The sequence below is a fragment of the Nonomuraea sp. NPDC049695 genome (genome assembly GCF_040674955.1).
Taxonomy (GTDB): domain Bacteria; phylum Actinomycetota; class Actinomycetes; order Streptosporangiales; family Streptosporangiaceae; genus Nonomuraea; species Nonomuraea helvata.
This window is the reverse complement of sequence record NZ_JBFANV010000015.1, coordinates 52,969-77,957: the sequence shown is the minus strand read 5'-3', so window position 1 is coordinate 77,957 and position 24,989 is coordinate 52,969. Positions and strand designations below refer to the sequence as shown.

Here is a 24,989-nt window from a genome sequence, read left to right as displayed (position 1 = left end):
CCGGTTGTTCCATAATGCGCAACAAGCACCGGACTACGCAACGACCATAAAGCCCCACGCATCCCCGAACAAGCATGAGTAATCTGAACGCGGATCATGGCATGTCAGAGAGAGGCGACATGGCGCAGCGGCGCTTACTGGAGGGGCTCGGCGTCTCCGTGACGGAGGAGAGCGCCTATCGCGCGCTGCTCCGGCACGGCCCGGCCACGCTGAGCGAGCTCGCCGCCGAGACCGGCTCGTCGGCCGCCGCCATCCGGCGCATGCTGCCCAGGCTGGAGGACCTCGGCCTGATCTCCCGCGTGGCGGGCCGCCCACTGCGCCTGATCGCCACGCCCCCGAACATCGCCATCGACATCCTCGTCGCCCGCCGCCAGGAGGAGATCACCCACAGCCGGGCCGCCGCCGCGCTGCTGGCCACCGAGGTCGCCGAGCGCAACGGGCCGCACCCGGAGGAGGTGCTCGAGGTGGTGAGCGGGCGCGACGCGGTGGCCCGCCGCTATCTCCAGCTGGAACGGAACGCCACGCGGGAGATGCTCGTCCTGGTGCACCCCCCGTACGCCGTGGACATCAGCGACGACCGGGAGAACCGGCAGCGCGCCGCCCGCAAGGGGGCGCCCACGCGCGGGATCTACGGCCCGCAGGCGTTCGAGCACCCCGGCATGCTGGCCCACACGCGCCGTGCCATCGCCGACGGCGAGCAGGCCAGGCTCGGGCAGGTGCCGGTCAAGCTGGCCATCGCCGACGCCCGCACCGCCATCCTGCCCCTGGTCTCCGACGAGGACCAGGCCGTGGAGAGCGCGCTGGTGGTGCACCCGTCCGCGCTGCTGGACGCCCTGGTCGGGCTGTTCGAGACGCTGTGGCGGGCCGCCGTGCCGCTCCGCCTGACCGGCGAGGACACGCTGGAGCCGGAGACGTGGCCGCAGACCCCGGACGCCGAGGTGCTGGCGCTGCTGGCAGCCGGCATGAAGGACGACGCCATCGCCAGGCAGCTGGGGCTTTCGCCGCGCACGGTGCAGCGGCGCGTGCAGGTGCTGTCCGAACGCCTGGGCGCCAGGACCCGCTTCCACGCCGGCTTCCTCGCCGCTCAGCAGCACCTGCTGGAGTGATCACGCTTCGGCGGCGAGTGCCGCCTTCGTCAGCTCGGCCTGGCGCCGGATCTGCCCCATGACGATGGGGTTCACGCCCTTGGCCTGGAACGTGGCGACCATCTGGTCCATCACGGCGTTCGCCCGGTCCAGGTCGCCCTGCCGCGCCTCGGCCCTGGCCAGGCGGCGCATCACCATGTTCAGGGTGATGTTGTCGATGCTCGCGTCCCTGGCGACCTGGGTGAGATGCTCGATGCCCTCCTTGAGGTTTGGCGGCCGGACACGCAGCCGCTTGCCCGCCGTCAGCGCCTTGAACTCGCGCTCCGCGTTCAGCCCTTTGACCATGCGGGCGTAGACGGCCAGCGGGTGGGTGCCGTACCGGTCGATGACCTCGTCCAGCGCCAGGTTGCCCGAGCGCAGCGTGGGGGAGTCGGAGCCGAGCAGCGAGAACAGCTGTCCCTGCTCCTCGCCCAGCATCAGCTCGGCCACCTGGTGGTCGTCGCGGCTGACCGGGAAGCGTACCCTGACCAGGCACGCGGGGGAGACGATGCGCGAGCCGTCGGCGGCGATGTACTGGGCGCGGACGCGGTAGTCGCCGGGCTGCTGGAAGTAGTGGCCGTCGCGGCCGTGGCCGATGTACGCGCTGCGGTACATGGCGGGGTTGCCCTCGTCCAGCCGGATCTCCGGCGAGGAGTCCACGCAGTGCCGCATCATCGGCCGGTACAGCACGGTCCTGCCGCCCGGCTGCGTGATCGACACCTGGGTGAACTCCGTGTCGGGGTGCAGGTGGCCGTGCGTGGTGCGCGGCTCGCCCGCGTAGGAGAGCTTCAGCTCGACCACGACGGGCTCGCCCAGCTCGAACGACTCCTTGGCACGCAGCTCCAGCCGCAGCCCGGAGCGGTCCTCGACGGGCTGCTCGAACGGCGCGATCTCGGCGGCCCCGGTGCCGAACGCGTTCGCGCCCATGGCGACGTCACGGTAGAAGCCGTGGCGGAGGTGGATCAGCTCCGCGTCCGTGAACTGGAAGGGGAAGCTCGCCCAGTAACCTTGCTCCCCGCCGGGGAGGTAGTTCTGTACGTAATTCATCCACGACAGATCGCCGAAGCCGCCCTGCGGGCCAAGAGGCTGGGGCGGGGTGCCGAGGTTCTTCTGCCAGGAGTGCAGCAGGTTGAACGCGTGCCCGAGCTCGTGCACGTACGTACGTAACTGCGCCCGCTGCGCCTGCGGCTCCGTCCCCTTGATCGCGTCGTAGAACACCGCGGACCCCTGCCGCTGGTGCGCGTCGTTGTAGTCGAACATGATCCCCCGGAAGCCGCCCACGTGCTTGCTCGCCACCAGCAGCCACACCCGCCAGGCCGGCGCGTCCCCGAACCCGCTGAACTGCTGCGTCATCGCGTGGTGCAGCTCGGCGTCGTCCCACGCGAGGTCCGCGCCGGACCCGTCCACCGGGATGACGCCCGGCTGCGCGAGGGTGAGCTCGATGCCCGCCTCCGCGTACGCGGCGCTGACGCTCAGCTCCCTCGCCGGCGAGCCGATCGGCCCGGGCAGCGCTCCGGTGCGGTACGACACGAACGGCACGGTCCCGATCACGGAATCCTGCTCGAGCAGCACGCTGCGGAAGAACGGCGAGGCGAACCCCACCTGGTACGTGCGCCCCGCGACCTCGGCCGTCCCCGCCCCGTCGGCGATCGTGACGCTCACGTCCTTCACCGGGGTCTCGAACGTGAAGACCCCGCGGCCCTGGACCCGCGCCTCGTCCCCGGCGGCGTGCACGGTGGGGGCGTTGACCGCGAAAGAGCCGACGTAGGAGATCGTCGAGCCCGCCACGGTGAAGAGGTCACCGCTGACCCGCCCGGTGGGCCTGATCCCGTCGACATCGACGCGGAGCGCCAGCTGCGAGTCGCCGTCCTGTCCCTGGTAAAGCCCGCTGATCATGGGAGCTCCCTCGCTTGGGCCTACACGAGGGACACTTCTCCCGCAGCGGGTGCCTGTCAACGCGATCCGCGAACCTCGAGCGCCCCGAGCAGCTCCTCAGATGCCTTCGTGATCGCCTCGACGGCCCGGTCGAACGCCTCGGCGTTGTGCGCGGCGGGCGCGCGGAAGCCGGAGATCTTCCTGACGTACTGCAGGGCCGCTGCCCGCACGTCCTCCTCGGTCACACTCTCGGTGTACGGGGGGCGGAGGGTCTTGATGCTTCTACACATGCCTCAACGGTAATAGCCGATCCGCTGGCTTATCTCCCGCGCCGCCTCGGCCAGCAGCCCGCCCACCTCCGGCAGCCGGTCCGGTGTCAGCCGGTAGGACGGACCCGAGGCGCTGACCGCCGCCACGACCGAGCCGTCGCTGCCTCTGATCGGCGCGGCGACCGCGTTCAGGCCGACCTCGAGCTCCTCCACGGTGGCGGCCCAGCCGCGCTCCCTGATCTCCTCGAGGCCCAGCCCGTCCGGCGAGGTGATCGTCCGGGGGGTGTAGCGCGCCAGTTCGGCGGGGAGCCGCAGGGCGCCGAAGGCCAGCAGCACCTTCCCGCTGGAGGTGGCGTGGGAGGGGGTGCGCTGGCCGACCCAGTTGTGGCCGCTGATCGCCGCGGGGCCGCGCACCTGGCTGATGTTGACGGCGTCGCCGTCCTGCGGCACGGCGATGTTGACGGTCTCGCCGACCTCCTCGGCCAGGCGCAGGCAGACGGGCCTGCTCTCGCGCGACAGGTCGAGCTGGGCCGTGGCCGCGCCGGCCAGCCGTACGACGCCGAACCCCAGCCGGTAGCGCCCCCGGTCGCCGCTCTGCTCGACCAGCCCGCCGTGCTCGAGCGCCGCCAGCAGCCGGAACGCCGTGGACTTGTGCACGTCGAGCTCCGCCGCGAGATCCGTGACCCTGGTGGCGCCGTCACGGGCGAGGATCTCCAGGATCGCGATGGCACGATCGACCGACTGAACCGACGTGCTGTTGCTCATAGCGCAACAGAATACTCAGCCTGCGCCGGCCACCGGGCTGAGCTGAGTGCCGAAGTCGAGGGCGATCTTCCGCATGCCCTCGGCCAGGTCGTCGCGGTCGAGGGCGTCGATGCGCTCGGCGGGCCCGGAGACCGACATCGCCGCCACCACCCGGTCACCGTCCCACACGGGCACCGCCAGGCAGTGCACGCCCAGCTCCTCCTCGCCCAGGTCCATGGCGTGGCCGCGGGCTCTCACGAGATCGAGCTCGGCCAGCATGGCGGTCATGTCGGTGATCGTGTTCGGGGTGCGGCGCGGCATGCCGGTGCGCTCGAAGACGGCGATCGCCTCGGCGGGGGGCCGCCCGGCCAGCAGCACCTTGCCCACGGCCGTGCTGTGCGGCAGCACCCGCCTGCCTACCTCGGCGAACATGCGCAGCCTGCGCGGCGAGGGCACCTGCGCGACGTAGACGACGAAGTCGCCTTCGAGCTCGGCCAGGTTCGCGGTCTCGCCCGACAGCTCGACCATCTTCGTCAGGTACGGCTGCGCCCACACGCCGACCATGCTCTCGGCGATGCCGCCCAGGCGCACGAGGCCGCCGCCCAGGGCGTACCTCTTGTCGGATTCCTGGCGTACGTAGCCGCGGGTGAGCAGGGTGCGCAGCAGCCGGTGGATGGTTCCGTACGGCAGCCCGGTCCTGGCGGCGATCTCCGACAGCCCCGCCTCGCCCCCGTGCTCGGCCAGCGCCTCCAGCACGTCCAGCGCCCGCTCCACCGACTGCACACTCATAGGGTCACTCCGCGGAGAGAGGCGTCCAGCACCTCGGCCGTGTGGGCGACCCTGATCCGCGCGCCCGCGCGCCGCATGGCCGAGGCGATCTGCATGGTGCAGCCCGGGTTGGCCGAGACCAGCAGCTCGGCGCCGGTCGTGGCCACCGCGGCGGCCTTCCTGTCGCCGAGGTCGCGGGCGGCCTCCGGCTGGAAGATGTTGTACGTGCCCGCCGAGCCGCAGCAGATGGCCGACTCGGGAATTTCGCGGATCTCCAGCTCAGGGATGCCGCTCAGCAGCTCGCGCGGCTGGGCGCGGACACCCTGGGCGTGGGCCAGGTGGCAGGCGTCGTGGTAGGCGACGGTGAGCGGCAGCGGGTGCCGCTTGGCCACGGGCCCCAGCTCGGCGAGGTACTCCGACAGATCGACCACCCTGAACCCGGGCTCGCGCCCGAGCAGCTCGCCGTACTCCTTCATCGACGAGCCGCAGCCGGCCGCGTTCACCACGACGGTGTCCACGCCGGCCTTCTCGAACGTCCTGACCGTTCTCCGTGCCAGCCGTCTGGCCTGGTCGTCGCGGCCCGAGTGCACGCTGAGCGCCCCGCAGCAGCCCTGGCCGCGGGGGATGACCACGTCGCAGCCCTCCAGCGACAGGACCCGCGCGGTGGCGGCGTTCACCTGGGGGAAGAACTCTCCCTGCACGCAGCCGGTGAGCATGCCCACCACGGCCCTGCGCTCGCCCCTGGCCCTGACCAGGCGCGGCAGCCGCTGCCGGTGCTCCACGCGCGGCGCGAGCGCGGCCATGGCGCCGAGGCCGGGGTCGGCCCTGGTGAGGAGCGGCGCCATGCGCTCCGCCAGCCACATCGTGGGGCGCAGCAGCCGCAGCCTGCGCGGGTAGGGGAACAGGCTGAACACGATCCCGCGCACGGCCCGCTCCCGCGGATCGCGCACGTGCCGCCGCTCCACCTCCGCTCTGGTCTGCTCGATCAGGCGGTCGTACTGGACGCCGGACGGGCAGGCCGTGACGCACGCCATGCACCCCAGGCAGGCGTCGAAGTGCCCGGCCATCTCCGGGGTGATCGGCGTGCCCTCGACGTGCTGCTTCATCAGGTGGATCCGCCCCCGCGGCGAGTCCATCTCCTCGCCCCACAGCACGTACGTGGGGCACGTCGGCAGGCAGAACCCGCAGTGCACGCAGTCGTTGATCAGCTCGGGGTCTGCGCCCATGGTCGCGCTCCCTCGGTCCTCCGTTGGCATCGGGCTGGACGCCCTCGCTCTCTCCGGCCCGGCTCGCCGCTCCATCTAGATGCCTCCCACGAACCGGCCGGGAGACATCCTGCGCCCGGGATCGAACCGTTCCTTGATCCGCCGCATCAACGGCAGCGCGCTCACCTGCCCCCACCTGTCGACGCCCTCGTACGGTGTGGCCAGCACGTTCGCGCGCCCGCCCAGCGCCTCGAGCCGCGCGCGCAGCCGGGCGACCGTCGCCGCCAGCTCGTCCTCCGGCACGTCGTCCCGGCCCTCCAGGTACGCCCGCCCCGCCGCGGCCGAGCCGCGGAACGAGAACCCGGCTTCGCCGGCCGCGGCCAGCGCCTCCAGCGTGCGGGCGGGCGGGAAGCGCGCCTCCAGCAGCACGTCGTCCCTGAGGATCAGCCCCCACCACTCCGGCGCCTCGGCCGTGACCGTGCCGTCCCCGAGCACCTCGCGCAGCGCCATCGCCCGTGCCTCGGCCGCCGAGCCCTCCACCAGCACCGCGACCGTCGCGTTCTTGCCGTCGGGGCAGTCGATCTCGACGGCGGACGGTTCGGTCTGGGAGGCGGCCAGGCGCAGCAGCACGTCGTCGGAGACTTCGGTCTCCGCGACCAGCCAGCGGCGGTCGGCGGCCAGCGGGTGCAGCCGGAACGTGGCCTCCGCGATCACGCCGAGCGTGCCCTGCGAGCCGGTGAAGAGCTTGCCGAGGTCGTAGCCCGCGACGTTCTTGACCACTTTGCCGCCCGACTTCGCGATCGTCCCGTCGGGCAGCACGACCGTGATGCCGATGAGCAGGTCGCGGGCGGTGCCGTAGCGGAAGGCGCGCGGGCCCGCCGTCGCAGTGGCGAGCGTGCCGCCGACCGTCGTGTACTCCGTGAACGGCGGGTCGAGCGCCAGCTCCTGGCCCTTGCTCGCGAGGGTGGCGGCCAGGGCGTCCATGGTCACCCCGGCCTGCGCGCGCACCACGAGGTCGCCCGCGGCGTGCTCGAGCACGGCGTTCATGCAGCACATGTCGAGCAGGACGTCGCACCGCTCGGGGGGCGGCCCCCAGTGCAGCTTCGTGCCGCCGCCCGCGGGCACCACCGCGAGGTCCCGCTCGGCGCAGGCCCGCAGCACGGCCGAGACCTCCTCGACGGTCTCGGGCAGCGCGACCCAGCGGGGCGGCACGCCGTTGACGGCGTCGTCCGCGTCCGCCTGCCTGACGGTCACCCCCATCAAAATTGCTCCGCCTTCCCCGACTCCACCAGCGGGTGCACGCCCTTGCGCACGCCCGGGACCTCGCCGCACAGGCGGGGTGTGGGGAACACCTTGCCCGGGTTCGACAGGCCACGGGGGTCGAACGCGCATCGGACCAGTTGCATGGTGTCCAGGTCGTCCGCGCTGAACATCTTCGGCATGTAACGCGCCTTGTCCACTCCGACCCCGTGCTCGCCCGTGATCGAGCCGCCGTGCTCGACGCACAGGTCGAGGATCGCTCCGGAGACCGCCTCGGCCCGTTCGCCGGCCCCCGGCTCCGCGTCGTCGAACAGCACGAGCGGGTGCAGGTTGCCGTCTCCGGCGTGGAAGACGTTCGCCACCCTGATGCCGTGCTCCTGGGAGAGCCGGTCGATGGCGGCGAGCACGCTGGGCAGGGACGTGCGAGGGACGACCCCGTCCTGCACGATGTAGGCCGGGCTGATGCGCCCGACGGCGGCGAACGCGGACTTGCGGCCCTTCCAGATCGCCGCCCGCTCGGCCGCGTCGGCCGCCACCCGCAGCTCGAACGCGCCCGAGCAGATCTCCGTGAGCTCCGTGAACTGCCGCTCCACCTCGGCCTGCGGCCCGTCCAGCTCCACGATCAGCACGGCGCCCGCGCCCTCGGGGTAGCGGCAGGCCACCGCCGCCTCGGCCGCCTCGATGGCGAGCGCGTCCATCATCTCGATGGCGGCGGGCACGATGCCCGCCCCGATGATCGCCGAGACCGCCTGGCCGCCCTGCTCGATGCTCTCGAACGCCGCCAGCACCGTGGTGACGGTCTCGGGCGCGCGGCTCAGGCGTACCGTGATCTTGGTGGCGATGCCCAGCGTGCCCTCCGAGCCGATGAACGCGCCCAGCAGGTCGTAGCCGGGGTCCATGCGGTCGAGTGTGACGAGGTCGCCGTCAGGCGTGACGATCTCGCAGGCCTCGACGTGGTTGACCGTGAAGCCGTACTTGAGACAGTGGGCGCCGCCGGAGTTCTCGGCGACGTTGCCGCCGATGGAGCAGACCTGCTGGCTGGAGGGGTCGGGCGCGTAGTAGTAGCCCCGGTCGCGTACGGCCTCGGTGATGGCCAGGTTCGTGACGCCGGGCTCGACCACCGCCCTGCGGTTGTCCAGGTCGATCTCCAGGATCCGGCGCATCTTGGAGGTGACGATGAGCACGCCGTCCTCGCGGGGGAGCGCGCCTCCCGACAGGCCGGTGCCCGAGCCCCTGGCGACGAACGGCACGCCGAAGTCGTTGCACACGCGTACCACGCGGGCGACCTGCTCGGCCGTGTCGGGAAGCACGACCACGCCGGGAGTCGCCCGGTGGTAGGTGAGGCCGTCGCACTCGTACGTGCGCAGGCGTACCGGATCGGTGATCACCGATTCGTGGGGCAGCAACGAGCGCAGGGCGGCCGTCAGCGTTTCCAGCACCGGAACCCCCTTACCTCTGTTCTACGGCATTTGAGCATAGGCCGGAAGTGTCAGGAACTCGGCGAAGTCGTCGTCCAGCGCCACCTGCTTGAACAGGGCCGTCGCCTGGCCGTACAGCTTCTCGTCGTAGCCGGGCTCCGCGGCGATGCCGGCCAACTCCTCCGAGATGATCTGCTCGACCAGCTCCTTCGTCACCTGCGCGCCCGTGTCGGCGAGCGTGATGTCGTTGTGGATCCACTGCCAGATCTGCGAGCGCGAGATCTCGGCCGTGGCGGCGTCCTCCATGAGGTTGTGGATCGCCACCGCGCCCAGGCCGCCCATCCACGCGGCCAGGTAGCGCAGCGCCACGTCCACGTTGTTGCGCAGGCCGGTCTCGGTGATCTCGCCCGGTGTCTCGGAGACGGACAGCAGCTCGGCGGCGGTCACGTTGACGTCCTCGCGCAGCCGGTCGAGCTGGTTGGGGCGCGATCCCAGCACGCCGTCGAACACCTCACGGCACACCGGCACCAGGTCGGGATGGGCCACCCACGACCCGTCGAACCCGTCGCCGGACTCGCGCGTCTTGTCCGCCCGCACCTTCTCCAGCGCCACCGCGTTCACCTCGGGGTCGCGCCGCGAGGGGATGAACGCCGCCATGCCGCCGATGGCGTGCGCGCCGCGCTTGTGGCACGTGCGCACCAGCAGCTCGGTGTACGCGCGCATGAACGGGGCGGTCATCGTGACCGCGTTCCGCTCGGGCAGCAGGAACTCGCGGCCCCTGGTGCGGAACTTCTTGATCACGCTGAACAGGTAGTCCCAGCGGCCGGCGTTGAGGCCCGCAGAGTGGTCGCGGAGCTCGTAAAGGATCTCCTCCATCTCGAACGCGGCCGGGTAGGTCTCGATGAGCACGGTCGCCCTGATCGTCCCCTGGGGGATGCCGAGCAGCTCCTGTGCCCTGGTGAACACGTCGTTCCAGAGCCGCGCCTCCAGGTGGGACTCCATCTTGGGCAGGTAGAAGTACGGGCCTTTGCCCTTGTCGATCTGCCGCTTGGCGCAGTGGAAGAAGTAGAGGGCGAAGTCGAACAGCGACCCCGAGACCGGCTGCCCGTCCACCTGGGCGTGCTTCTCGTCCAGGTGCCAGCCGCGCGGGCGCACGACGATCGTGGCCAGCTCGGCGTCGGGCCTGAGCGCGTACGTCTTGCCGCCGGTCTCGAAGTCGATCGTGCGGTCGAGCGCGTCGCGCAGGTTGAGATGGCCGGCCACGCAGTTCTCCCAGAGCGGTGAGTTGGCGTCCTCGAAGTCGGCCAGCCAGACCTTGGCGCCGGAGTTGAGCGCGTTGATGGTCATCTTCTTGTCGACCGGGCCGGTGATCTCGACCCGGCGGTCCTCCAGGCCGGGCGCCGGGGGCGCGACCTGCCAGTCGGCCTCCCTGATCTCCTTGGTCTCCGGCAGGAAGTCGAGCATGCCGCCCGCCGACAGCTCCGCCTGGCGCGCCTGGCGGGCCTCGAGCAGCTCCAGCCGTCTGGCTCCGAACTCCCGCTGGAGAGCCGCCACGAAATCGAGCGCCTCCGGCGTGAGGATCTCGTCGAACCGGTCGAGCATCGGGCCGGTGATCTCCATGGGGACCTCTTTCCGCATCATGGAAAATGAGTTCTGGATTGTGGAAGTGAAGGTACTCCGCCGGAGGCTCCCCGGTCAAAAGTGGGGGTCCCTTCGGGGAGTCGTCGGGGGTATCCCCGATGCCGGCCGGGGCGTACCCGGACAGGATTTACGGCATGAGGACGATCGTGATCGCGGGCGGGCTGCTGGCCTCCGCTCTGCTGCTGACCGGATGCGGGCTCGCGAGCATCGGGAGCCCGAAAAACCAGGACACCGTCACGTACCAGGTCAAGGAGAAGGTGCAGAAGCTCCAGCTCAGGAGCGGGTCGGGCGACGTGGTGATCAACGAGTCGGACGCGGCGCAGATCAGCGTCACCGAGACGCTCTACTGGAGCAATGACAAGCCGCAGGCCAAGCACAAGGTGGAGGGCGACACGCTGTCGGTGTACTACGACTGCCAGGCATCGTGGGGCTCCTGCGGGGTCAACTACAAGGTGGAAGTCCCCAAGGGCCTGGCACTCGACCTGGACACGGGCTCGGGCAACATCACGCTCCGGCGCCTGACCGGGCTGCTCGACGTACACCTCGGTTCCGGCGACCTGGACGCCACGGGGCTGGCGGGCAAGCAGGTGTTCGCCGACGCGGGGTCGGGGAACATAGAGCTCAAGTACACCGCCGCGCCCGACAGCGCCGAGCTGAAGACCGGCTCGGGTGACATCACGCTCACCGTGCCCGACGGGTCCTACGACGTGAACACCAAGGTGGGGTCCGGCGACGCGAAGGTCTCGGTCAAGGACGACGGCGCCTCGCCGCACAAGCTCTCGCTGACCGCGGGCTCCGGCGACGTCACGGTGTCGGCCGGATAACCGGATGATTGCGGCGCGGATCTCGTGCCACCATCGTGGGAAGACACCGAGGTGTCCAGACGTTCCCTAATAGAGATGACACGTATGCACGATTACTCCGCACTCGACCTCGACGAGTTCGAGAACGGCGACATGGACCTCGAGGAGCGCCAGGCGCTGCGCCGCGTGGCGGGCCTCTCCACCGAACTCCAGGATGTCTCCGAGGTCGAGTACCGGCAGCTGCGACTCGAGCGGGTCGTCCTCGTCGGCGTCTGGACCTCCGGCACCGTGGAGGACGCAGAAAACTCCCTGCTCGAGCTGAAGCTCCTGGCCGAGACGGCCGGTTCCGAAGTGCTCGAGGGGCTCATCCAGCGCCGCCAGAAGCCCGACCCGGCCACCTACATCGGCTCCGGCAAGGCACTCGAGCTGCGCGACGTGGTCGAGTCGACCGGCGCCGACACCGTCATCTGCGACGGCGAGCTGACCCCTGGCCAGCTCCGCCAGCTCGAAGACACGGTCAAGGTCAAGGTCATCGACCGCACCGCGCTGATCCTCGACATCTTCGCCCAGCACGCCAAGAGCCGCGAGGGCAAGGCCCAGGTCGAGCTGGCACAGCTCCAGTACCTGCTGCCCCGCCTGCGCGGCTGGGGTGGCAACCTGTCCAGGCAGGTCGGCGGTCGCGCCGCGGGCGGCGTCGGCATCGGCGGCCGCGGCCCCGGTGAGACCAAGATCGAGCTGGACCGCCGCCGCATCCGCGAGCGCATGGCCAAGCTGCGCCGCCAGATCAGCGGCATGTCCACCTCGCGCGACACCATGCGCCACCGGCGCCAGCGGCGGGAGGTCCCGGCCGTGGCCATCGCCGGCTACACCAACGCCGGCAAGTCCTCGCTGCTCAACCGCGTCACGGGGGCGGGCGTGCTGGTGGAGGACGCGCTGTTCGCCACCCTCGACCCGACCGTGCGCCGGGCGCGCACGCCGGAAGGCCGGCTGTTCACGATCGCCGACACCGTCGGCTTCGTCCGGCATCTGCCGCACCAGCTCGTCGAGGCGTTCCGCTCGACGCTGGAGGAGGTGGCCGACGCCGACCTGATCCTGCACGTGGTGGACGGCTCGCACCCCGACCCCGAGGGGCAGCTGGCCGCCGTACGTGAGGTGCTGGCCGACATCGACGGCGCCTCGGACGTACGCGAGATCGTCGTGATCAACAAGGCCGACGCGGCCGATCAGGACGTGATCGATCGGATCATGCGGCGCGAGCGCGACAGCGTCGTGGTGTCGGCCCGGACGGGCCGCGGCATTCCCGAGCTGATGGCGCTCATCGAACGGGAGCTGCCTCGGCTGGACCACGAGGTTCACCTGCTGGTGCCGTACGACAGAGGGGATCTGGTCTCCCGGGCGCACCAGGAGGGTGAGGTGCTCTCCGTCGAGCACGTGGAGGACGGCACGATCCTGCACGCCCGCGTGCTGGCCGGCCTGCAGCAGGAGCTGGACCGGGTGGGCAAGCCCGTGGAGCGCGTCTCCTAGCGGTTTGTAGCAATTTGTAGCAGTTACGGCATTACGGCCGGGCGGCCCCATCGGCACGGTACGGTGGGGACGCCCGGTTGCCTTTGGTGGGTAGATCGTCGCCGCAAAGTACGCATGCCTACCCAAAAGCGTCAGTGGTCCCCGAGTCAAGGGGTTGCTAAGATTGGCCAGGCCCATCGTAGGTCTGGTGTGATCGGGTTTCTGGGTTTCGGGTTCTAGGTTTCGGATGATGACTCAACGTGTCGAAGTCGTCAACGGGGGCCGTGGGGACGAGGTAGAGCTGGGTGGCTGCTGGGATCATTGGGCTTTCTTCCGAATAACCCTGTACAGCGAGCCCAGCTGTGAAATAACGTAACTGAACTGAAATCGCTGGATCATGACTCTGGCGATACGGTCACCGCACCAACAAGATGCGGATGAGAGCAGGAGACCCCCCATGTCGTCCGGACCCGGAGCGGACTCAGTGGGCGCGGCACAGGCCGTGCGCTGTGCGCTGCGCTCATGCCGGTGCGCGAGTGGGGGCTCACGCGAGGCGGTGATGCGGTGACCGTTCGACTGCTGACCAACATCGGCCGCCTCTGGACCGGCAACGAGGTCCTCAGCAACGCGGCCATCCTCGTGCACAACGATCGCATCGCGTGGGTCGGGCGGGCGCCCGACCTGCCGCAGAGCGTGCCCGGGGTCGTCGACGACATCGTCGACGTCGACCACGTCGAAAACCTGGGCGGCGCGCTCGTCACGCCCGGTCTCATCGACGCCCACACCCATCCCGTCTACGCCGGCAACCGCTACGCCGAGCTGGCCATCCGCACCGGCGGCTCCACCTCGGCCTCGATCACCGCGGCGGGCGGCGGCGTGGGCTCGACCGTCACGGTGACCCGCGGCACCGACCCGTGGACCCTCTGCAACGGCGTACGCGAGCGGCTGCGCAGCTGGCTGCTCAGCGGCACCACCACGGTCGAGGCCAAGACCGGCTACCACCTCACCCGCGACGGCGAGCTGGCCGACGTCCGACTCCTGCGCGAGCTGGAGAAGGAGCCGATGATGCCGCGGGTGCACGTCACGTTCCTGGCCGCGCAGGTCGTGCCGCCCGAGTACTTCGGGCGGCAGCGCGAATACGTCGAGGCCGTGGGCGCCTGGTGCGCCGACGCGGCCGCGGCGGGCGCCGACAGCGTCGACGTCTACTGCGACGAGGGCCACTTCACCACCGAGGAGTCCCGCTGGGTGCTCGCCTCGGGGCGCAACGTCGGGCTGCTGCCGCGCATCCACGCCGGCCTCTACAGCCGCCGCGGCGCCGTCCAGCTGGCCGCCGAGCTCGGCTGCGCCTCCGCCGACGGGCTGCACCACATGTCGGACGAGGACATCGCGATCATGTCCCGCTACGGCGTGCCCGCCGTCGTCTGCCCGGCCACCGCTCTCCAGCGCGGCCATCTCCCGCCGGTCCGCCAGATGATCAAGCACGGCGTGCAGATCGCCCTCGGCAGCGACCACAACCCCGGCTACTGCGGCATCACCTCGATGTCCCTGGTCATCGCCATGGCGGTGTCGGCCTTCGGGATGAGCGTCAACGACGCCCTGCGCGCCGCCACCCTCGGCGGCGCCACCGTCCTCGGCGCTCCTGACCGCGGCGTCCTGGCGCCGGGCCGGCTGGCGGACATCGTCCAGTGGGACGCCGACCACGAGGGCGCCTTCGCCTGGTCCTTCGGGCTCAAGCCGCGCCGGGTGTGGCGGGGTGGGACGCCCGTCCAGTAGTCGGCCCCGGGTCGTGCCGCCCTTGGTCGCCGTCGTCACGGATTCGACGGCCTATCTGGCGGATGTGCCGGGTGTCGCGGTGGTGCCGGTGCAGGTGATCGCCGGGGGTGTGTCGTACGACGAGCCCTCGTTCGGGATCGACGGGGCCGCCTCAGGCGAGCCTCCCCTCGGGGCGGGCGGCGGCTTGCGCCACGCAGGCTCTTTCACGGGCGACCTCGCCTCCGCCAGCACCTCCCGCCCCTCGCCGGAGAGCTTCGCGTCCTGCTACTCCTCCCTGGCGGCCGCGGGTGCGACCGGCATCGTCTCGATCCACCTGTCCCGGGAGCTCTCGGGCACCGTCGAGTCCGCCCAGACGGCGGCCGGCCGGGCACCCGTACCCGTGGAAGTGATCGACAGCCGTTCGATCGCCATGGGTCTCGGCTATCCGGTCCTGGCCGCCGCCCGCGCCGCCGCGAGCGGCGCCTCCCTGGAGGAGGCGGCATCGGCCGCCCGCCGCCGCATGGAGACCACCCGGTCGTTCTTCTACGTCGACACCCTCGACCACCTGCGTCGCGGCGGCCGCATCGGCACGGCCGCCTCCCTCGTCGGATCCGCCCTCATGATCAAGCCGTTGCTCCACATCGTGGACGGTCGCATCTCGCTCCTGGAGAAGGTCCGTACGTCGTCGCGCGCCATCGCCCGCCTGGAGGACCTGGCCGTCCGGGCGGCGGGCGAGGGGCCCGTGGAGGTGGCCGTACAGCACCTGGGAGCAAGGGAACGGGCCGAGGCACTGGCAGAGCGCCTGCCGAAGCGGCTGGCCGGTCTGGTGGAGTTGCGGGTGGTGGAGCTCGGGGCGGTGATCGGCGCCCACGTGGGCCCCGGCATGCTCGGCCTCACGGTCACGTCGTCCGACCTGTAGCTCCGTTGACCTGTAGCTCCGTTGACCTGCAGCTCCGTTGACCTGTAGCTCCGTTGACCTGCAGCTCCGTTGACCTGTAGCTCTGTGCCGGTCGGTCTCGCGTACGGACCTTAAGCCCTTGGACGCTGGACCCGCATGTCCTCGCCCTTGGGCGAGACCCCAGCCCTTCGATCACCCTGGGCCGTTGTCCACAGCCCCCTGCGCCCCTCTCCTCTCCATCCCCAGAACGGGATTCGGGGCCTCGGCGGCGACCGCTGAGAACATACGTTCGCTGCCGTGCGAACCCCCGATCCCACGGCAGAGCGGACCATAGCCGAGTCCCGGCTACGGTCGATCAACGCGCCTTCCCGCCGCCCCCGCCATCCTCTCGGCCGGCTCGCCGGCGGCACGGGCGAGCCGGCCGAGGTTCGGGCTCATGATGTTCCATCCGCATCTGGAGGCAGAAGTCGCCAAGGTGGACGGCACCCATACAGCCCTCAGGGGAGTGGCCGGCAGGCCGGATGGCCGTCACCCGGCCTCCAGCAGAGAGGTCGTGAGATCGAGAGCCCTCAGGAGAGGGGCCGTCGGGTTCCCGCCGCCGTGCCCTCATCCTCCGGTGCGACGGGCGGATGGGATGAGGACACCACCTCCCCCGAACCCCACGAAGAGCGGCCGAACGCTTCGGCCCCACCACACCGAAGGAGCGGCGGATCTGCCTCCGTACCACCCACCTTCCAGGCATTCCGAGCGGTCCTCGCCGCCCAGGCCCCGGCCCTCGACCCAGGCAAGCCTGGTCTTCGGGTTCTGCTGGCCGTGGGAGCCCTCGCCGCCGCGGTCGCGGCCTTCTTCCTCTGGCGTTCCCAGCCCTCACCAGAGCCCTTGCCACCGCCCACTCCGATCGCCGCACACACGACCCCGTCGCCGACCGCCCCGGCCAAGGTCACCGTCCACGTCACCGGAAAGATCCACAAACCCGGCGTCTACCAACTCCCTTCAGGCTCCCGGGTCACGGACGCCGTGACGGCGGCAGGGGGCGCGTCACGCGGCGCCTCCACCGGCTCACTCAACCTCGCCAGACGCCTGATCGACGGCGAGCAGATAGTCGTAGGCGGCACCGCCACCCAGGCGGCCCCCGGATCCCCCGTCACGGACCCGGTCGCCACCGCCGTGCTCAACCTCAACTCCGCCACGACCGACCAACTCGAACAGCTTCCCGGCGTAGGGGAGGTCCTGGCAGCCCGCATCACCGAGTTCCGCGACTCTCACGGTGGTTTCACCGCAATTGAGCAGCTACGCGAGGTGACGGGAATAGGCCCACGAAAGTTCGACGAGCTCAAGGCGAGGGTCAGCGTCTGACATGGCCACTCCGCGCACCGGTGACACCCGCCCAGCACGTACGAGCCTGGATCCCGACAGTGCCCCACCAGGCGGCGGCTGGGCTGACGACGGAAACGGCAAGAACACCGAAGCAACCCGCCTGGATCAGGCCGACGACAAGCGTGAACATGCCTGGCCACTCATCCTGCCCGCGCTGGCCGCCTGGGCGAGTGCCCTGACGCTACTAGGCTGCTCTGCCCGCACAGGCCTGATCGTCGCCATATCCGCAGCCCTGGCCGCGACGGCCGTAGCCTGGCACGCCCGGCTCATGATGTTGTTCACCCAGTCGCTGGCCGGACGAACGAGGCTCGCCGACCGGCTTTCCGGGCTCCAGCGGGAGGCACGGCGATCGGCCCTCTCGGCCCCATGGCGCAACATCAGCATCGCCACGCTCATCTGCGCCGCCGCGGCCTCGGCGTCGGTCGCCTTCCGAGTCCATGCCCTGAGCACCGGCCCGGCGGCCGACCTGGCCAGGAAGAACACCTCTGTAACCGCCCAGATCGCCCTGACAGACGACCCCAAGCGGAGAGCGAACAGAAGCGGCCACGTCAACCAAGAGAGCTACGTGATCCCAGCCACCCTGGAGCTCATTCAAACGGCCCGTACCCGAGAGTCCGTCAACGTCCCGATCACCGTCTTCGCCCACGGACACGACTGGAGCGCCTTTCTCCCCAGCCAGCACCTTGAGGTCACCGGCCGCCTGGCCAGGCCGAGTCCCGGGGACCTCGTTGCAGCCATCCTCCTGGTGCAAGGTCGCCCCCGGGTCCTGACAGCCCCGTCCGGTCTCCAGGCGGCGGCGGGCACCCTCAGGTCGGGCTTGCGAGCCGCCGCCGACGCTCTTCCCGCCGATCAGCGAGGACTCCTGCCGGGATTGGTCGTCGGTGATGTCTCACGCATGGACCCTCAGGTGACGGCCGACCTCAAGGAGGCAGGACTGAGCCACTTGAACGCCGTAAGCGGTGCAAACCTGGCAATCGTGGCAGGCGCCACCCTCGCCCTGTCTCGCCTCCTCGGGCTCCCCCTCCCCCTGAGAGCTGTCTTCGCGGCCATCGCGATGCTCGCCTTCGCTGTGGTCGCCCGCCCGTCGCCGAGTGTCCTCCGTGCCCTCCTCATGGGCCTGGCCGCCGCCGTCGCGCTGGGCACAGGCCGCTCGAAGGACGGTCTGGCGGCTCTGTCGGCAACGGTCCTCCTCTTGGTGCTGTTCGCTCCCGAGTTGGCCCGCTCGTACGGCTTCGCCCTCTCGGTCGCGGCAACCGCGGGCATTCTCGTCCTCGCCCCACGCTGGCGCGACCGCTTGTCGTCGCCGAGGGGCGAGACCGCCGGCTCAGAGAGAGATGTGTCATGGGGTGGCGGCGGCAGTTCCCAAGGGGCGTATCGGTTGCCGCGCTGGATGGCCGAGGCTGTCGCTGTGCCGGTGGCCGCGCAACTGGCGGTGACGCCCGTTCTCGTGCTGATGGCGGGACAACTGACCCCTGTCGCGGTGGTCGCCAACCTGCTCGTGGCTCCGGCGGTGGCGCCTGCGACGCTGCTCGGGTTCGGTGCCGCCCTGGTGGCGCCCGTGTGGCCCGGAGGCGCCAGGCTTCTGGTGATTCCGGCTGGTTACGCGGTCGGGTGGATCGTCACGGTGGCCCGCTGGACGGTCAACCTGCCGTTCGCCACCGTGCCGTGGCCCGGTGGCCTTCCAGGATTGGGATTGCTCCTGGTCGTGGTGGCGGTCGCGATCCCGATCCTGCGGCGGCGGGCCTGGAGGGCGGTGGCGCTGACGGTGGCCGGTGCTGCCTTGGTGGCGGTGCTGGTGATCCGGCCCATCGCCGGTTCGTGGCCGCCCAAGGGGTGGCTGATGGTGATGTGCGATGTCGGCCAAGGGGACGGCCTTGTCGTGGCGGCGGGGCCGGGACGAGGCGTCGTGGTCGACACCGGGCCTGATCCGGTCGTCATGGACCGGTGCCTGCGCAGGGTCGGCGTTGACGACGTACCGCTGCTCATCCTCACCCACCCGCATGCCGACCACGTGGATGGCCTCGCGGGCGTGCTCAGGAACCGGCGCGTCGGAGCCGTGGTCGTCAGCCCGCAACGGACCGGTGCTCGATCCAGCGCTCACATCTCGGCCACACTGGCACGCCACCACATACCGGAGTGGACGGCATCGCCAGGGACGGGTTGGCGGTTCGGTCCGTCGGAGCTGACCGTGCTCGGCCCCGACCCCGCTCAGAGCGAGATGAACGGGCAGGGGGAGGGCAGCGAGATCAACAACTCCAGCGTGGTCGTCCATGTGCGCTGGCGGTCCGGCTCGATCCTGCTGAGCGGGGACCTGGAGACGGAGGCGCAGGAGGAGTTGTTGCGGCGGGTTGCGGTACGGGCTGACATCCTCAAGACCCCGCACCACGGATCCAACAGGCAGTCCCCGGCCTTCCTGTCGGCCGTCGGCGCGCGGGCCGCGTTGATCAGCGTGGGAGCCGGCAACGACTACGGCCACCCGGCCCTGTCCACGCTCGCCCTCCTCCGCCGACTGGGGGCAAACGTCTACCGGACCGACAAATCCGGCGACCTTGCTGTCGTGGAGCGGGAAGGGAAGATGGCCGTGGTTTCGCGTGGCCCGTAGCCTCCGCGCCGTCAGACCTGCCTGAGGAGGCCGTGACGGAGGAGGCTCTCGGCCGTGGACGTGACCGTCTCTTCGCTGGAGCGTGGGGTCCATCCGAGCAGGCGGCGGGCTTTGGCGGTGCTGAGGTGGCGGACCTTGCCGAGGTTGTCGGCCGTCTCGCGCATCGCAGGGTGGGTGCGTGCGGCCTCACGTACCGCCTCGTCCGGGAGGATCTCCGAGGGCACGTGGCGAGCGGCCTCGCCCAGGCGGCGGCGGAGGATCAGGGCGATGTCGTGCAGGGAGAGGGGATCTCCGGCGGCGGCCAGGAAGCGCTGCCCGGCCGCGGACCTGCTCGTCATCGCGCGCAGGTGGAGATCGGCGGCGTCGCGTACGTCAACGACCGCGAAGGACAGGCGTGGAGTGCCGGGCATGTCGCCGTTCATCAGCATCTTGATCATGTTGATCGACGCGGCGTGGTCCGGCCCGAGCACCGGGCCGAAGATGCCTACGGGATTGATCACCGACAGCTCCATGGGGCCGCCCTCGCGGGCCATGAAGTCCCAAGCGGCCCGTTCCGCCAAGGTCTTGGATGTGATGTACGGGGATACGCCGCCGTCGATGTCCGTCCAGTCGTCCTCGGTGAACGGGCGGTCCGTGTCGGGATGCCCGTAGCCGACGGCGGCGAAGGAGGAGGTGATCACCACCCGGCGTACCTTCGCCTCTCTCGCGGCGCGCAGCACACGTAGGGTCCCCTCCCGCGCGGGCACGATCAGGTCGTCCTCGTTCTCCGGCTGGTTCTGGGGGAAGGGGGAAGCCACGTGCAAGACGTAGTCGCAGCCGGCGACGGCCTCTGGCCAACCGCTGTCCGAGGTCAGGTCGGCGGTGACGAACGTCAGGGCGTCTCCGGCCGGTACGCCCACCCGCTCGATGTCCTTGCGGATCCTGCCCTCGCGTCCCAGGGTGCGGACTGAGGTACGTACCCGATATCCGGCCTGGAGGGCCTGGGCGATGCAGCGGGTGGCAAGGAAACCGGAGCCACCCGTCACCAGCACTGTTTCGTGGTTCATGTTGTCCTTTGCGTGATTTTGGGCATGGCACAGCCGGCCCCCACACCGGTGCGCGGGGGCCAGGCCGTCAGGCCAGGTCAGGTGATGAGGTGCGCCAGCAGGTCGAGCCGCTCGCGGGTGTCACTCCCGGCCGGCGCGTGATACGTGACGAGCATCTGGCCGGGAGCCTCCGGCAAGGCGAACTTCTCGTAGTGCAGGTCGAGATCTCCGACCAGAGGATGGCGCATGCGAGTGACGCCGCTCGTCTTGCGCCGCACCTCCTTGCGCGCCCACAGCGTACGGAAGCGGTCGCTGCGCAGGCTCAGCTCGCCGAGCAGGCCGACCAGCCGGGGATCGTCGTCCGCGCCGCCTCCGACGACGGAGCGCAGGTACGCCACCGCCTTGACCGTCATCCCGTCCCAGTCGCGGTAGAGCTCGCGCATCTCCGGCTCCAGGAACGCGGCGCGCAGTGCATTGACACCCACCGCGAAGTGCGGGCACAAGGCGACCGCCATGGGGTTCGCGGCGAGCGTGACCAGGTGCGGACCGTGGACGTGGGCTGGAGTGGCGGTCCAGCTGTTGATCAGGCTCTCCACACCGGGGCTGACCTTTGCCGGGCGCGCGGCCCTTCGCGATCTGGGGCGCGGGGGACGGGCCAGCTCGTGCAGGTATGTCTCCTCGTCACCGTCCAGCAGCAAGGCACGGGCGATGCCGTGAAGGACCTGCTCTGAAGGGTGACGGTCGCGGCCCTGCTCAAGACGGAGGTAGTACTCGGTGCTGATCCCCGCGAGAAGGGCGACCTCCTCACGGCGCAGGCCCGGCACCCGGCGCCGGTCGCCGCCGGGCTGACCGACGTCTTCCGGACGCACGCGCTCACGCCGGGAACGCAGGTAGTCGCCCAGCTCGCTTCCGGTTGCCATGTCAACCACCATAGGCGCGACGTGCGTGTTCTTCCTGTCCCTGCGACTACCAGGATGTCTCGCGTCGATGGTGTGGTTGCTTCCGTCAGAAGCAGAAAGTTTGTTCGCCGGTTCCAGCGACGCTACGGCCGCCTTGGCGCTGGTGTGTCGATGAGATGCGGCAACGTTGCCGGTGGTCGTTCTGGTTCCGCCACTGCGGCGGACGATGGTTGGCTGGGCCTGCGCAAGCCAAGGCGATCGACACGGGCCCGATCGGAGCGATCTACCTTGGCGGGCGTGCACCCTGGTGTGCGGTGTTCGGCAACCGCGCTCGGATCCGATGCGCCGCCCTCCCGGCGGCTGACCGTCAACCGTGAGGCCTCCACACGCCGACACCGCCCTCAAGGCCTCCGGTGGCAACGACCGGCCGGCCGTCGACGTCGCCGATCGCCACCGCACAGACCTGGTCGTGGTGACCGGTCAGGTTCTCGCCGACCTGCTCGCCGGTCGTAAGATCCCACACCCGCGCGCAGCCGTCCGCGTCCCCGGTCACCGCGAGCGTGCCCGACACCGCGAGGTGGCAGGGAATCTGCTCCTGACCGGCCGAGGGCAGGTGGACGCGCTCGCCGGTGACCAGGTCCCACATCGACAGTTCGGACCCGGCGATCAAGGCCACCGTGCGGCCCTTCACCCGGGTGACAGCGACATCGTTCGCCCTGAGTCCGGCGCTGCCCGGGATCGCCGTCCTGCGTTCCCCGGTCAGTAGATCGCACACCCGGAGACCGGCGTCGTGGTCTGCGATGACGGCGACGGGCCGTTCGTCCAAGGTGGCGGCGGTGACCGCTCCCGAGACTGACGGGATCCTCGCGACGCGTTCGCCGTTGCCGAGGTTCCAGGCGACCAACTCGTCCTCGTAGCGGGCGACGGTCAGGAGCCCTCGCCCGGACGGGATGGTCGCCAGGCAGTAGATGTCGGTATCCGGGCCGGTCAGCGTCCGCCCGATCTTCCGGCCCGATTCCAGGTCCCAGACCCGGACGGCCCCACCACCGTATTCAGGGCCGAGAATTGCCGCGAGATCACGAAAACCTCCGCCGGTCACCACGACCGGTCTGCCGTTCAGTTCGGCCGCCGTCAGCAGCGAGACGGTGTAGTGCGAGTCCGCCTGGTTCACCTCCTCGTACTCTTCCTGGACGTCTCCATGGAGATCGGGGATCTGCTCCTCCGGGGCGGCGGCGTCCAGGTCGAGAGGACATGCCCGCCGTTCGCCCGTGCGTAGGTCCCACGTCCAAACCGTCCCGGCGCGGTCGGCGCCGGCCACTCGCTGATCCAGAATGGCGAGCTTGTCGACCGCGTCATGGGTGTGACCGGAGAACCAGTGCAGCGGCCGGGGGGAGTCCATAAGCGCGGAGTCTACAAACGTTGCCGCTACACGCGGACAGAGCCAATGGTGCTCCAAGGGCTCTCAAGTACCGGGTTGTCGGTGGCGCATGGCATGCTCCTGACATGGCGGGAACCGATCCAGCACCTGTGACCCTGGTCCTCGGCGATGAGGAGCTGATGGCCGAGCGGGCGGTCAGCGGTGTCGTCGCGGCGGCTCGGTCCGCTGACCCGGCGGTCGAGGTGCATGACCTCGTGGGCGGCAAGGTCGGTGTCGGGGAGCTGACGCAACTGACCTCCCCGTCGCTCTTCGGCGATCGGTCCGTGGTGGTGATCCGATCGGCGCAGGATCTGGCGAAGGAAGTCATCGCCGAGATCGTCGTCTATGCCAAGCAGCCCTCCGACGACACCGTGCTGGTGCTGGCGCACCCAGGCGGGGTGAAGGGAAAGGCGCTGGTCGACGGGGTGAAGAAGGCCGGGGCCAAGGTGGTCACGGTCGACAAGGTCACCAAGGCGGGGGAGCGGCTCGACTTCATCAAGGGCGAGTTCAAGCGGGCCGGGCGGAGCATCGCCGGCGACGCGGCTCAGGCGTTGCTCGACGCCGTGGGCAATGACCTGCGGGAGCTGGCGGCGGCCTGCAGCCAGCTGGCGTTCGACACGGAAGACAAGACGATCAGCGCGGCCGCCGTGGCGCGCTATCACAAGGGCCGGGCCGAGGTGACCGGCTTCAACGTGGCGGACTCCGCTGTCGAGGGCCGCCTGGCCGACGCGCTGGAGCAGTTGCGGTGGGCTCTCGGCACCGGGGTCGCTCCCGTCCTGCTGGTGAGCGCGCTGGCCGGTGGGCTGCGCTCGCTGGCCAAGGTCGGCAGCGCGCCGCGCAACCTTCGGGGCGGGCAGCTGGCCAGCCATGTCGGTATGCCGCCGTGGAAGGTGGACCGGGTCAAGCGGCAGCTGAACGGGTGGGGGCCCGAGGGGTTGTCCAGGGCCATCCAGGCTGTGGCCAGTGCGGATGAGCAGGTCAAGGGCGGGGGAGCGGACCCGGCCTACGCGTTGGAGCATACGGTGCAGGTCATTGTCGCCTGCCGCACGGGGCGGTAGCGGGTCTCCCCTGCCCTGACGTGGTGTGGTGTCGTGCGGTGCCGTGTGCACGAGCGTCCAGCTGCCCTCGCCCCGCAGGTGGGTGCGGGCCTCGCACTTCGGCGTTGCCTTCTCTCCAGGGACGGGGTAGCGGGGCGAGGGGCGCAGCTTGGGCGGGTGTCAGGAGGTGCGGCGGAGAGGGCGGAAGAACGTGGTCAGCTCCCCATGCATCAGCTCCGGCTCCTCCAGCCCCAGGAAATGCCCCCCACGTCCAGGTTCGCTCCAGTGGCGGAGGTCGGTGCAGGATCGTTCGGCGATCGAGCGGGGGATGCCGGCCATGCACGGTTCGTGGCTGAGGGTGATGGCAGTCGGCACCGTGATCGGCGGACGAGGGGTGTTGTGCTCCCAGTCGTAGTACTGCCTGAACGAGGTGCCGATCGAGCCGGTCGCCCAGTACAGCGTCAGGATCGTGAGCAGGGTGTCGCGGTCGAAGCGGGACTCCACGTCGCCGTGGCAGTCGCTCCAATCCCGATATTTGTCGACTATCCACGCGGCCAGTCCGGCGGGTGAGTCGACCAGGGCGGCGGCGATGGTGTCGGGTCGCGTCCCCATGATGGCGCTGTAGCCGCCGTCCTGCTCGTCGTACGCCTCCTCCGCCGCCATGAACGCCTGCTCCTCCGCCGACATGGGCGGCTCGTCCAGCGAGGCGGGGAACGGTGGATGGATCAGGTGGATCCCGGCCACCTCTTCGGGATGAAGCGCGGCGAGCCACTGGATGGCCCCTCCGCCGATGTCGCCTCCGAAGGCGGCGTACCGCTCGTAGCCGAGGGTGTCGGTCATCAGCGTGTGCAGCGTACGCGCCATCGCGGCCCGGGTGAGCGGCTCGTCCGGCAGGTCGGAGTAGAGGAAGCCCGGCATGGACGGGATCACGACGTCGAAGGCGTCGGCCGGGTCGCCGCCGTGGCGGGCGGGGTCGGACAGGCGTGCCGCCAGGGGGAGCATCTCCAGGAAGCTGCTCGGCCATCCGTGGCAGAGGAGGATGGGCATGGGCGCGGGACCGGCCCCGGGGACACGTACGAAATGCAGGCCCCGCTCCCGGTAGTGCGGCAGCGCGTTGAGCTCCGCCTCCCGGGCGCGGTAGTCGAACCCCTCCGCCCAGTACGCCACGAGATCCCGCAGGTACGCGGGGTCGGCTCCGGCCTGCCACGGCCGCTTCCCGCTGCGATCCGTGAACCTGGTCGCACGCAAGCGAGCCCGCAGGTCGTCCAGCACGTCGCCGGGCACCTCGATGCGGAAGGGGGATGGGGCCACGTATTGCCTCCGAATCGCCGGAAATGACGTAACTGGCCTACCACCGGTGGCCTGCCTCGCT

20 protein-coding genes are annotated in these 24,989 nt (G+C 70.4%); 8 read left to right on the top strand and 12 right to left on the bottom strand.

Annotated elements, in window-relative coordinates; genetic code table 11:
* The first annotated feature begins 101 nt into the window (after nt 1-101).
* The gene (locus tag AB0J64_RS16100; RefSeq protein ID WP_364026850.1) at nt 102-1,106 is read left to right on the top strand and encodes a helix-turn-helix domain-containing protein; all 1,005 of its coding nucleotides are present in this window, start codon (nt 102-104) and stop codon (nt 1,104-1,106) included.
* On the opposite strand, the gene AB0J64_RS16095 is transcribed toward AB0J64_RS16100, so the two are convergent.
* The 8 genes from AB0J64_RS16095 to aceB form a co-directional block, all read right to left on the bottom strand.
* The gene (locus AB0J64_RS16095) at nt 1,107-3,020 is read right to left on the bottom strand and encodes a hypothetical protein (RefSeq protein WP_364026847.1); all 1,914 of its coding nucleotides are present in this window, start codon (nt 3,018-3,020) and stop codon (nt 1,107-1,109) included.
* Between the two features lie 56 nt (nt 3,021-3,076).
* Nucleotides 3,077-3,289 carry a DUF2277 domain-containing protein gene (locus AB0J64_RS16090; RefSeq protein ID WP_344986385.1) on the bottom strand — a complete coding sequence of 71 codons (213 nt, stop codon included), beginning with the start codon at nt 3,287-3,289 and terminating at the stop codon, nt 3,077-3,079.
* A gap of 3 nt (nt 3,290-3,292) precedes the next feature.
* Nucleotides 3,293-4,033, bottom strand: coding sequence for an IclR family transcriptional regulator (locus tag AB0J64_RS16085; protein ID WP_364026843.1), 741 nt, complete (start codon nt 4,031-4,033; stop codon nt 3,293-3,295).
* A gap of 15 nt (nt 4,034-4,048) precedes the next feature.
* Nucleotides 4,049-4,801, bottom strand: a complete 753-nt coding sequence (locus AB0J64_RS16080) for an IclR family transcriptional regulator (RefSeq protein WP_364026840.1) — start codon at nt 4,799-4,801, stop codon at nt 4,049-4,051.
* Complete coding sequence (locus AB0J64_RS16075) at nt 4,798-6,006, bottom strand: heterodisulfide reductase-related iron-sulfur binding cluster (RefSeq protein WP_364026837.1); 1,209 nt, start codon at nt 6,004-6,006, stop codon at nt 4,798-4,800. Before AB0J64_RS16075 ends, AB0J64_RS16080 begins: the two co-directional genes overlap by 4 nt.
* Before the next feature lie 75 nt (nt 6,007-6,081).
* The gene (locus AB0J64_RS16070) at nt 6,082-7,245 is read right to left on the bottom strand and encodes an FAD-binding oxidoreductase (RefSeq protein ID WP_364026834.1); all 1,164 of its coding nucleotides are present in this window, start codon (nt 7,243-7,245) and stop codon (nt 6,082-6,084) included.
* Entirely contained in the window at nt 7,245-8,681 is a 1,437-nt protein-coding gene (locus AB0J64_RS16065; protein WP_364027064.1) for an FAD-linked oxidase C-terminal domain-containing protein, read from the bottom strand. Before AB0J64_RS16065 ends, AB0J64_RS16070 begins: the two co-directional genes overlap by 1 nt.
* Before the next feature lie 24 nt (nt 8,682-8,705).
* Complete coding sequence (gene aceB / locus AB0J64_RS16060) at nt 8,706-10,283, bottom strand: malate synthase A (RefSeq protein ID WP_364026831.1); 1,578 nt, start codon at nt 10,281-10,283, stop codon at nt 8,706-8,708.
* Nucleotides 10,284-10,438: 155 nt separating this feature from the next.
* On the opposite strand from aceB, the gene AB0J64_RS16055 reads away from it, so the two are divergent.
* From AB0J64_RS16055 to AB0J64_RS16030, 6 genes are all read left to right on the top strand, one after another.
* A complete protein-coding gene (locus AB0J64_RS16055; protein ID WP_364026828.1) occupies nt 10,439-11,128 on the top strand; it encodes a DUF4097 family beta strand repeat-containing protein in 690 nt (229 codons plus the stop codon).
* 84 nt (nt 11,129-11,212) lie between these two features.
* Nucleotides 11,213-12,631, top strand: coding sequence for a GTPase HflX (gene hflX, locus AB0J64_RS16050; protein WP_364026825.1), 1,419 nt, complete (start codon nt 11,213-11,215; stop codon nt 12,629-12,631).
* Between the two features lie 543 nt (nt 12,632-13,174).
* Entirely contained in the window at nt 13,175-14,383 is a 1,209-nt protein-coding gene (locus tag AB0J64_RS16045; RefSeq protein WP_364026823.1) for an amidohydrolase family protein, read from the top strand.
* A gap of 13 nt (nt 14,384-14,396) precedes the next feature.
* On the top strand, nt 14,397-15,281 hold the full coding sequence (locus AB0J64_RS16040) for a DegV family protein (RefSeq protein WP_364026820.1): 885 nt from the start codon (nt 14,397-14,399) through the stop codon (nt 15,279-15,281).
* Between the two features lie 792 nt (nt 15,282-16,073).
* The gene (locus AB0J64_RS16035) at nt 16,074-16,616 is read left to right on the top strand and encodes a ComEA family DNA-binding protein (RefSeq protein ID WP_364026817.1); all 543 of its coding nucleotides are present in this window, start codon (nt 16,074-16,076) and stop codon (nt 16,614-16,616) included.
* 1 nt (nt 16,617) lies between these two features.
* Complete coding sequence (locus AB0J64_RS16030) at nt 16,618-19,239, top strand: ComEC/Rec2 family competence protein (protein ID WP_364026814.1); 2,622 nt, start codon at nt 16,618-16,620, stop codon at nt 19,237-19,239.
* An 11-nt stretch (nt 19,240-19,250) separates the two neighbouring features.
* On the opposite strand, the gene AB0J64_RS16025 is transcribed toward AB0J64_RS16030, so the two are convergent.
* From AB0J64_RS16025 to AB0J64_RS16015, 3 genes are all read right to left on the bottom strand, one after another.
* On the bottom strand, nt 19,251-20,285 hold the full coding sequence (locus AB0J64_RS16025) for an aldehyde reductase (protein WP_364026811.1): 1,035 nt from the start codon (nt 20,283-20,285) through the stop codon (nt 19,251-19,253).
* A 77-nt stretch (nt 20,286-20,362) separates the two neighbouring features.
* Entirely contained in the window at nt 20,363-21,184 is an 822-nt protein-coding gene (locus AB0J64_RS16020) for a helix-turn-helix transcriptional regulator (RefSeq protein ID WP_364026808.1), read from the bottom strand.
* 346 nt (nt 21,185-21,530) lie between these two features.
* The gene (locus tag AB0J64_RS16015; protein WP_364026805.1) at nt 21,531-22,562 is read right to left on the bottom strand and encodes a PQQ-binding-like beta-propeller repeat protein; all 1,032 of its coding nucleotides are present in this window, start codon (nt 22,560-22,562) and stop codon (nt 21,531-21,533) included.
* Nucleotides 22,563-22,666: 104 nt separating this feature from the next.
* Between AB0J64_RS16015 and holA the strand changes: the two genes are divergently transcribed.
* Nucleotides 22,667-23,638, top strand: a complete 972-nt coding sequence (holA, locus tag AB0J64_RS16010; protein WP_364026802.1) for a DNA polymerase III subunit delta — start codon at nt 22,667-22,669, stop codon at nt 23,636-23,638.
* 159 nt (nt 23,639-23,797) lie between these two features.
* Here holA and AB0J64_RS16005 read toward each other — a convergent pair whose 3' ends face one another.
* On the bottom strand, nt 23,798-24,928 hold the full coding sequence (locus tag AB0J64_RS16005) for an epoxide hydrolase family protein (RefSeq protein WP_364026799.1): 1,131 nt from the start codon (nt 24,926-24,928) through the stop codon (nt 23,798-23,800).
* Between the last annotated feature and the right edge of the window lie 61 nt (nt 24,929-24,989).

Coding starts and splice junctions, on each gene's coding strand:
- AB0J64_RS16100 (WP_364026850.1), top strand. CDS start 102: ATGTCAGAGAGAGGCGACATGGCGCAGCGGCGCTTACTGGAGGGGCTC.
- holA (WP_364026802.1), top strand. CDS start 22,667: ATGGCGGGAACCGATCCAGCACCTGTGACCCTGGTCCTCGGCGATGAG.
- AB0J64_RS16095 (WP_364026847.1), bottom strand. CDS start 3,020: ATGATCAGCGGGCTTTACCAGGGACAGGACGGCGACTCGCAGCTGGCG.
- AB0J64_RS16015 (WP_364026805.1), bottom strand. CDS start 22,562: ATGGACTCCCCCCGGCCGCTGCACTGGTTCTCCGGTCACACCCATGAC.
- AB0J64_RS16025 (WP_364026811.1), bottom strand. CDS start 20,285: ATGAACCACGAAACAGTGCTGGTGACGGGTGGCTCCGGTTTCCTTGCC.
- hflX (WP_364026825.1), top strand. CDS start 11,213: ATGCACGATTACTCCGCACTCGACCTCGACGAGTTCGAGAACGGCGAC.
- AB0J64_RS16085 (WP_364026843.1), bottom strand. CDS start 4,033: ATGAGCAACAGCACGTCGGTTCAGTCGGTCGATCGTGCCATCGCGATC.
- aceB (WP_364026831.1), bottom strand. CDS start 10,283: ATGGAGATCACCGGCCCGATGCTCGACCGGTTCGACGAGATCCTCACG.
- AB0J64_RS16090 (WP_344986385.1), bottom strand. CDS start 3,289: ATGTGTAGAAGCATCAAGACCCTCCGCCCCCCGTACACCGAGAGTGTG.
- AB0J64_RS16070 (WP_364026834.1), bottom strand. CDS start 7,245: ATGGGGGTGACCGTCAGGCAGGCGGACGCGGACGACGCCGTCAACGGC.
- AB0J64_RS16080 (WP_364026840.1), bottom strand. CDS start 4,801: ATGAGTGTGCAGTCGGTGGAGCGGGCGCTGGACGTGCTGGAGGCGCTG.
- AB0J64_RS16030 (WP_364026814.1), top strand. CDS start 16,618: ATGGCCACTCCGCGCACCGGTGACACCCGCCCAGCACGTACGAGCCTG.
- AB0J64_RS16075 (WP_364026837.1), bottom strand. CDS start 6,006: ATGGGCGCAGACCCCGAGCTGATCAACGACTGCGTGCACTGCGGGTTC.
- AB0J64_RS16020 (WP_364026808.1), bottom strand. CDS start 21,184: ATGGCAACCGGAAGCGAGCTGGGCGACTACCTGCGTTCCCGGCGTGAG.
- AB0J64_RS16055 (WP_364026828.1), top strand. CDS start 10,439: ATGAGGACGATCGTGATCGCGGGCGGGCTGCTGGCCTCCGCTCTGCTG.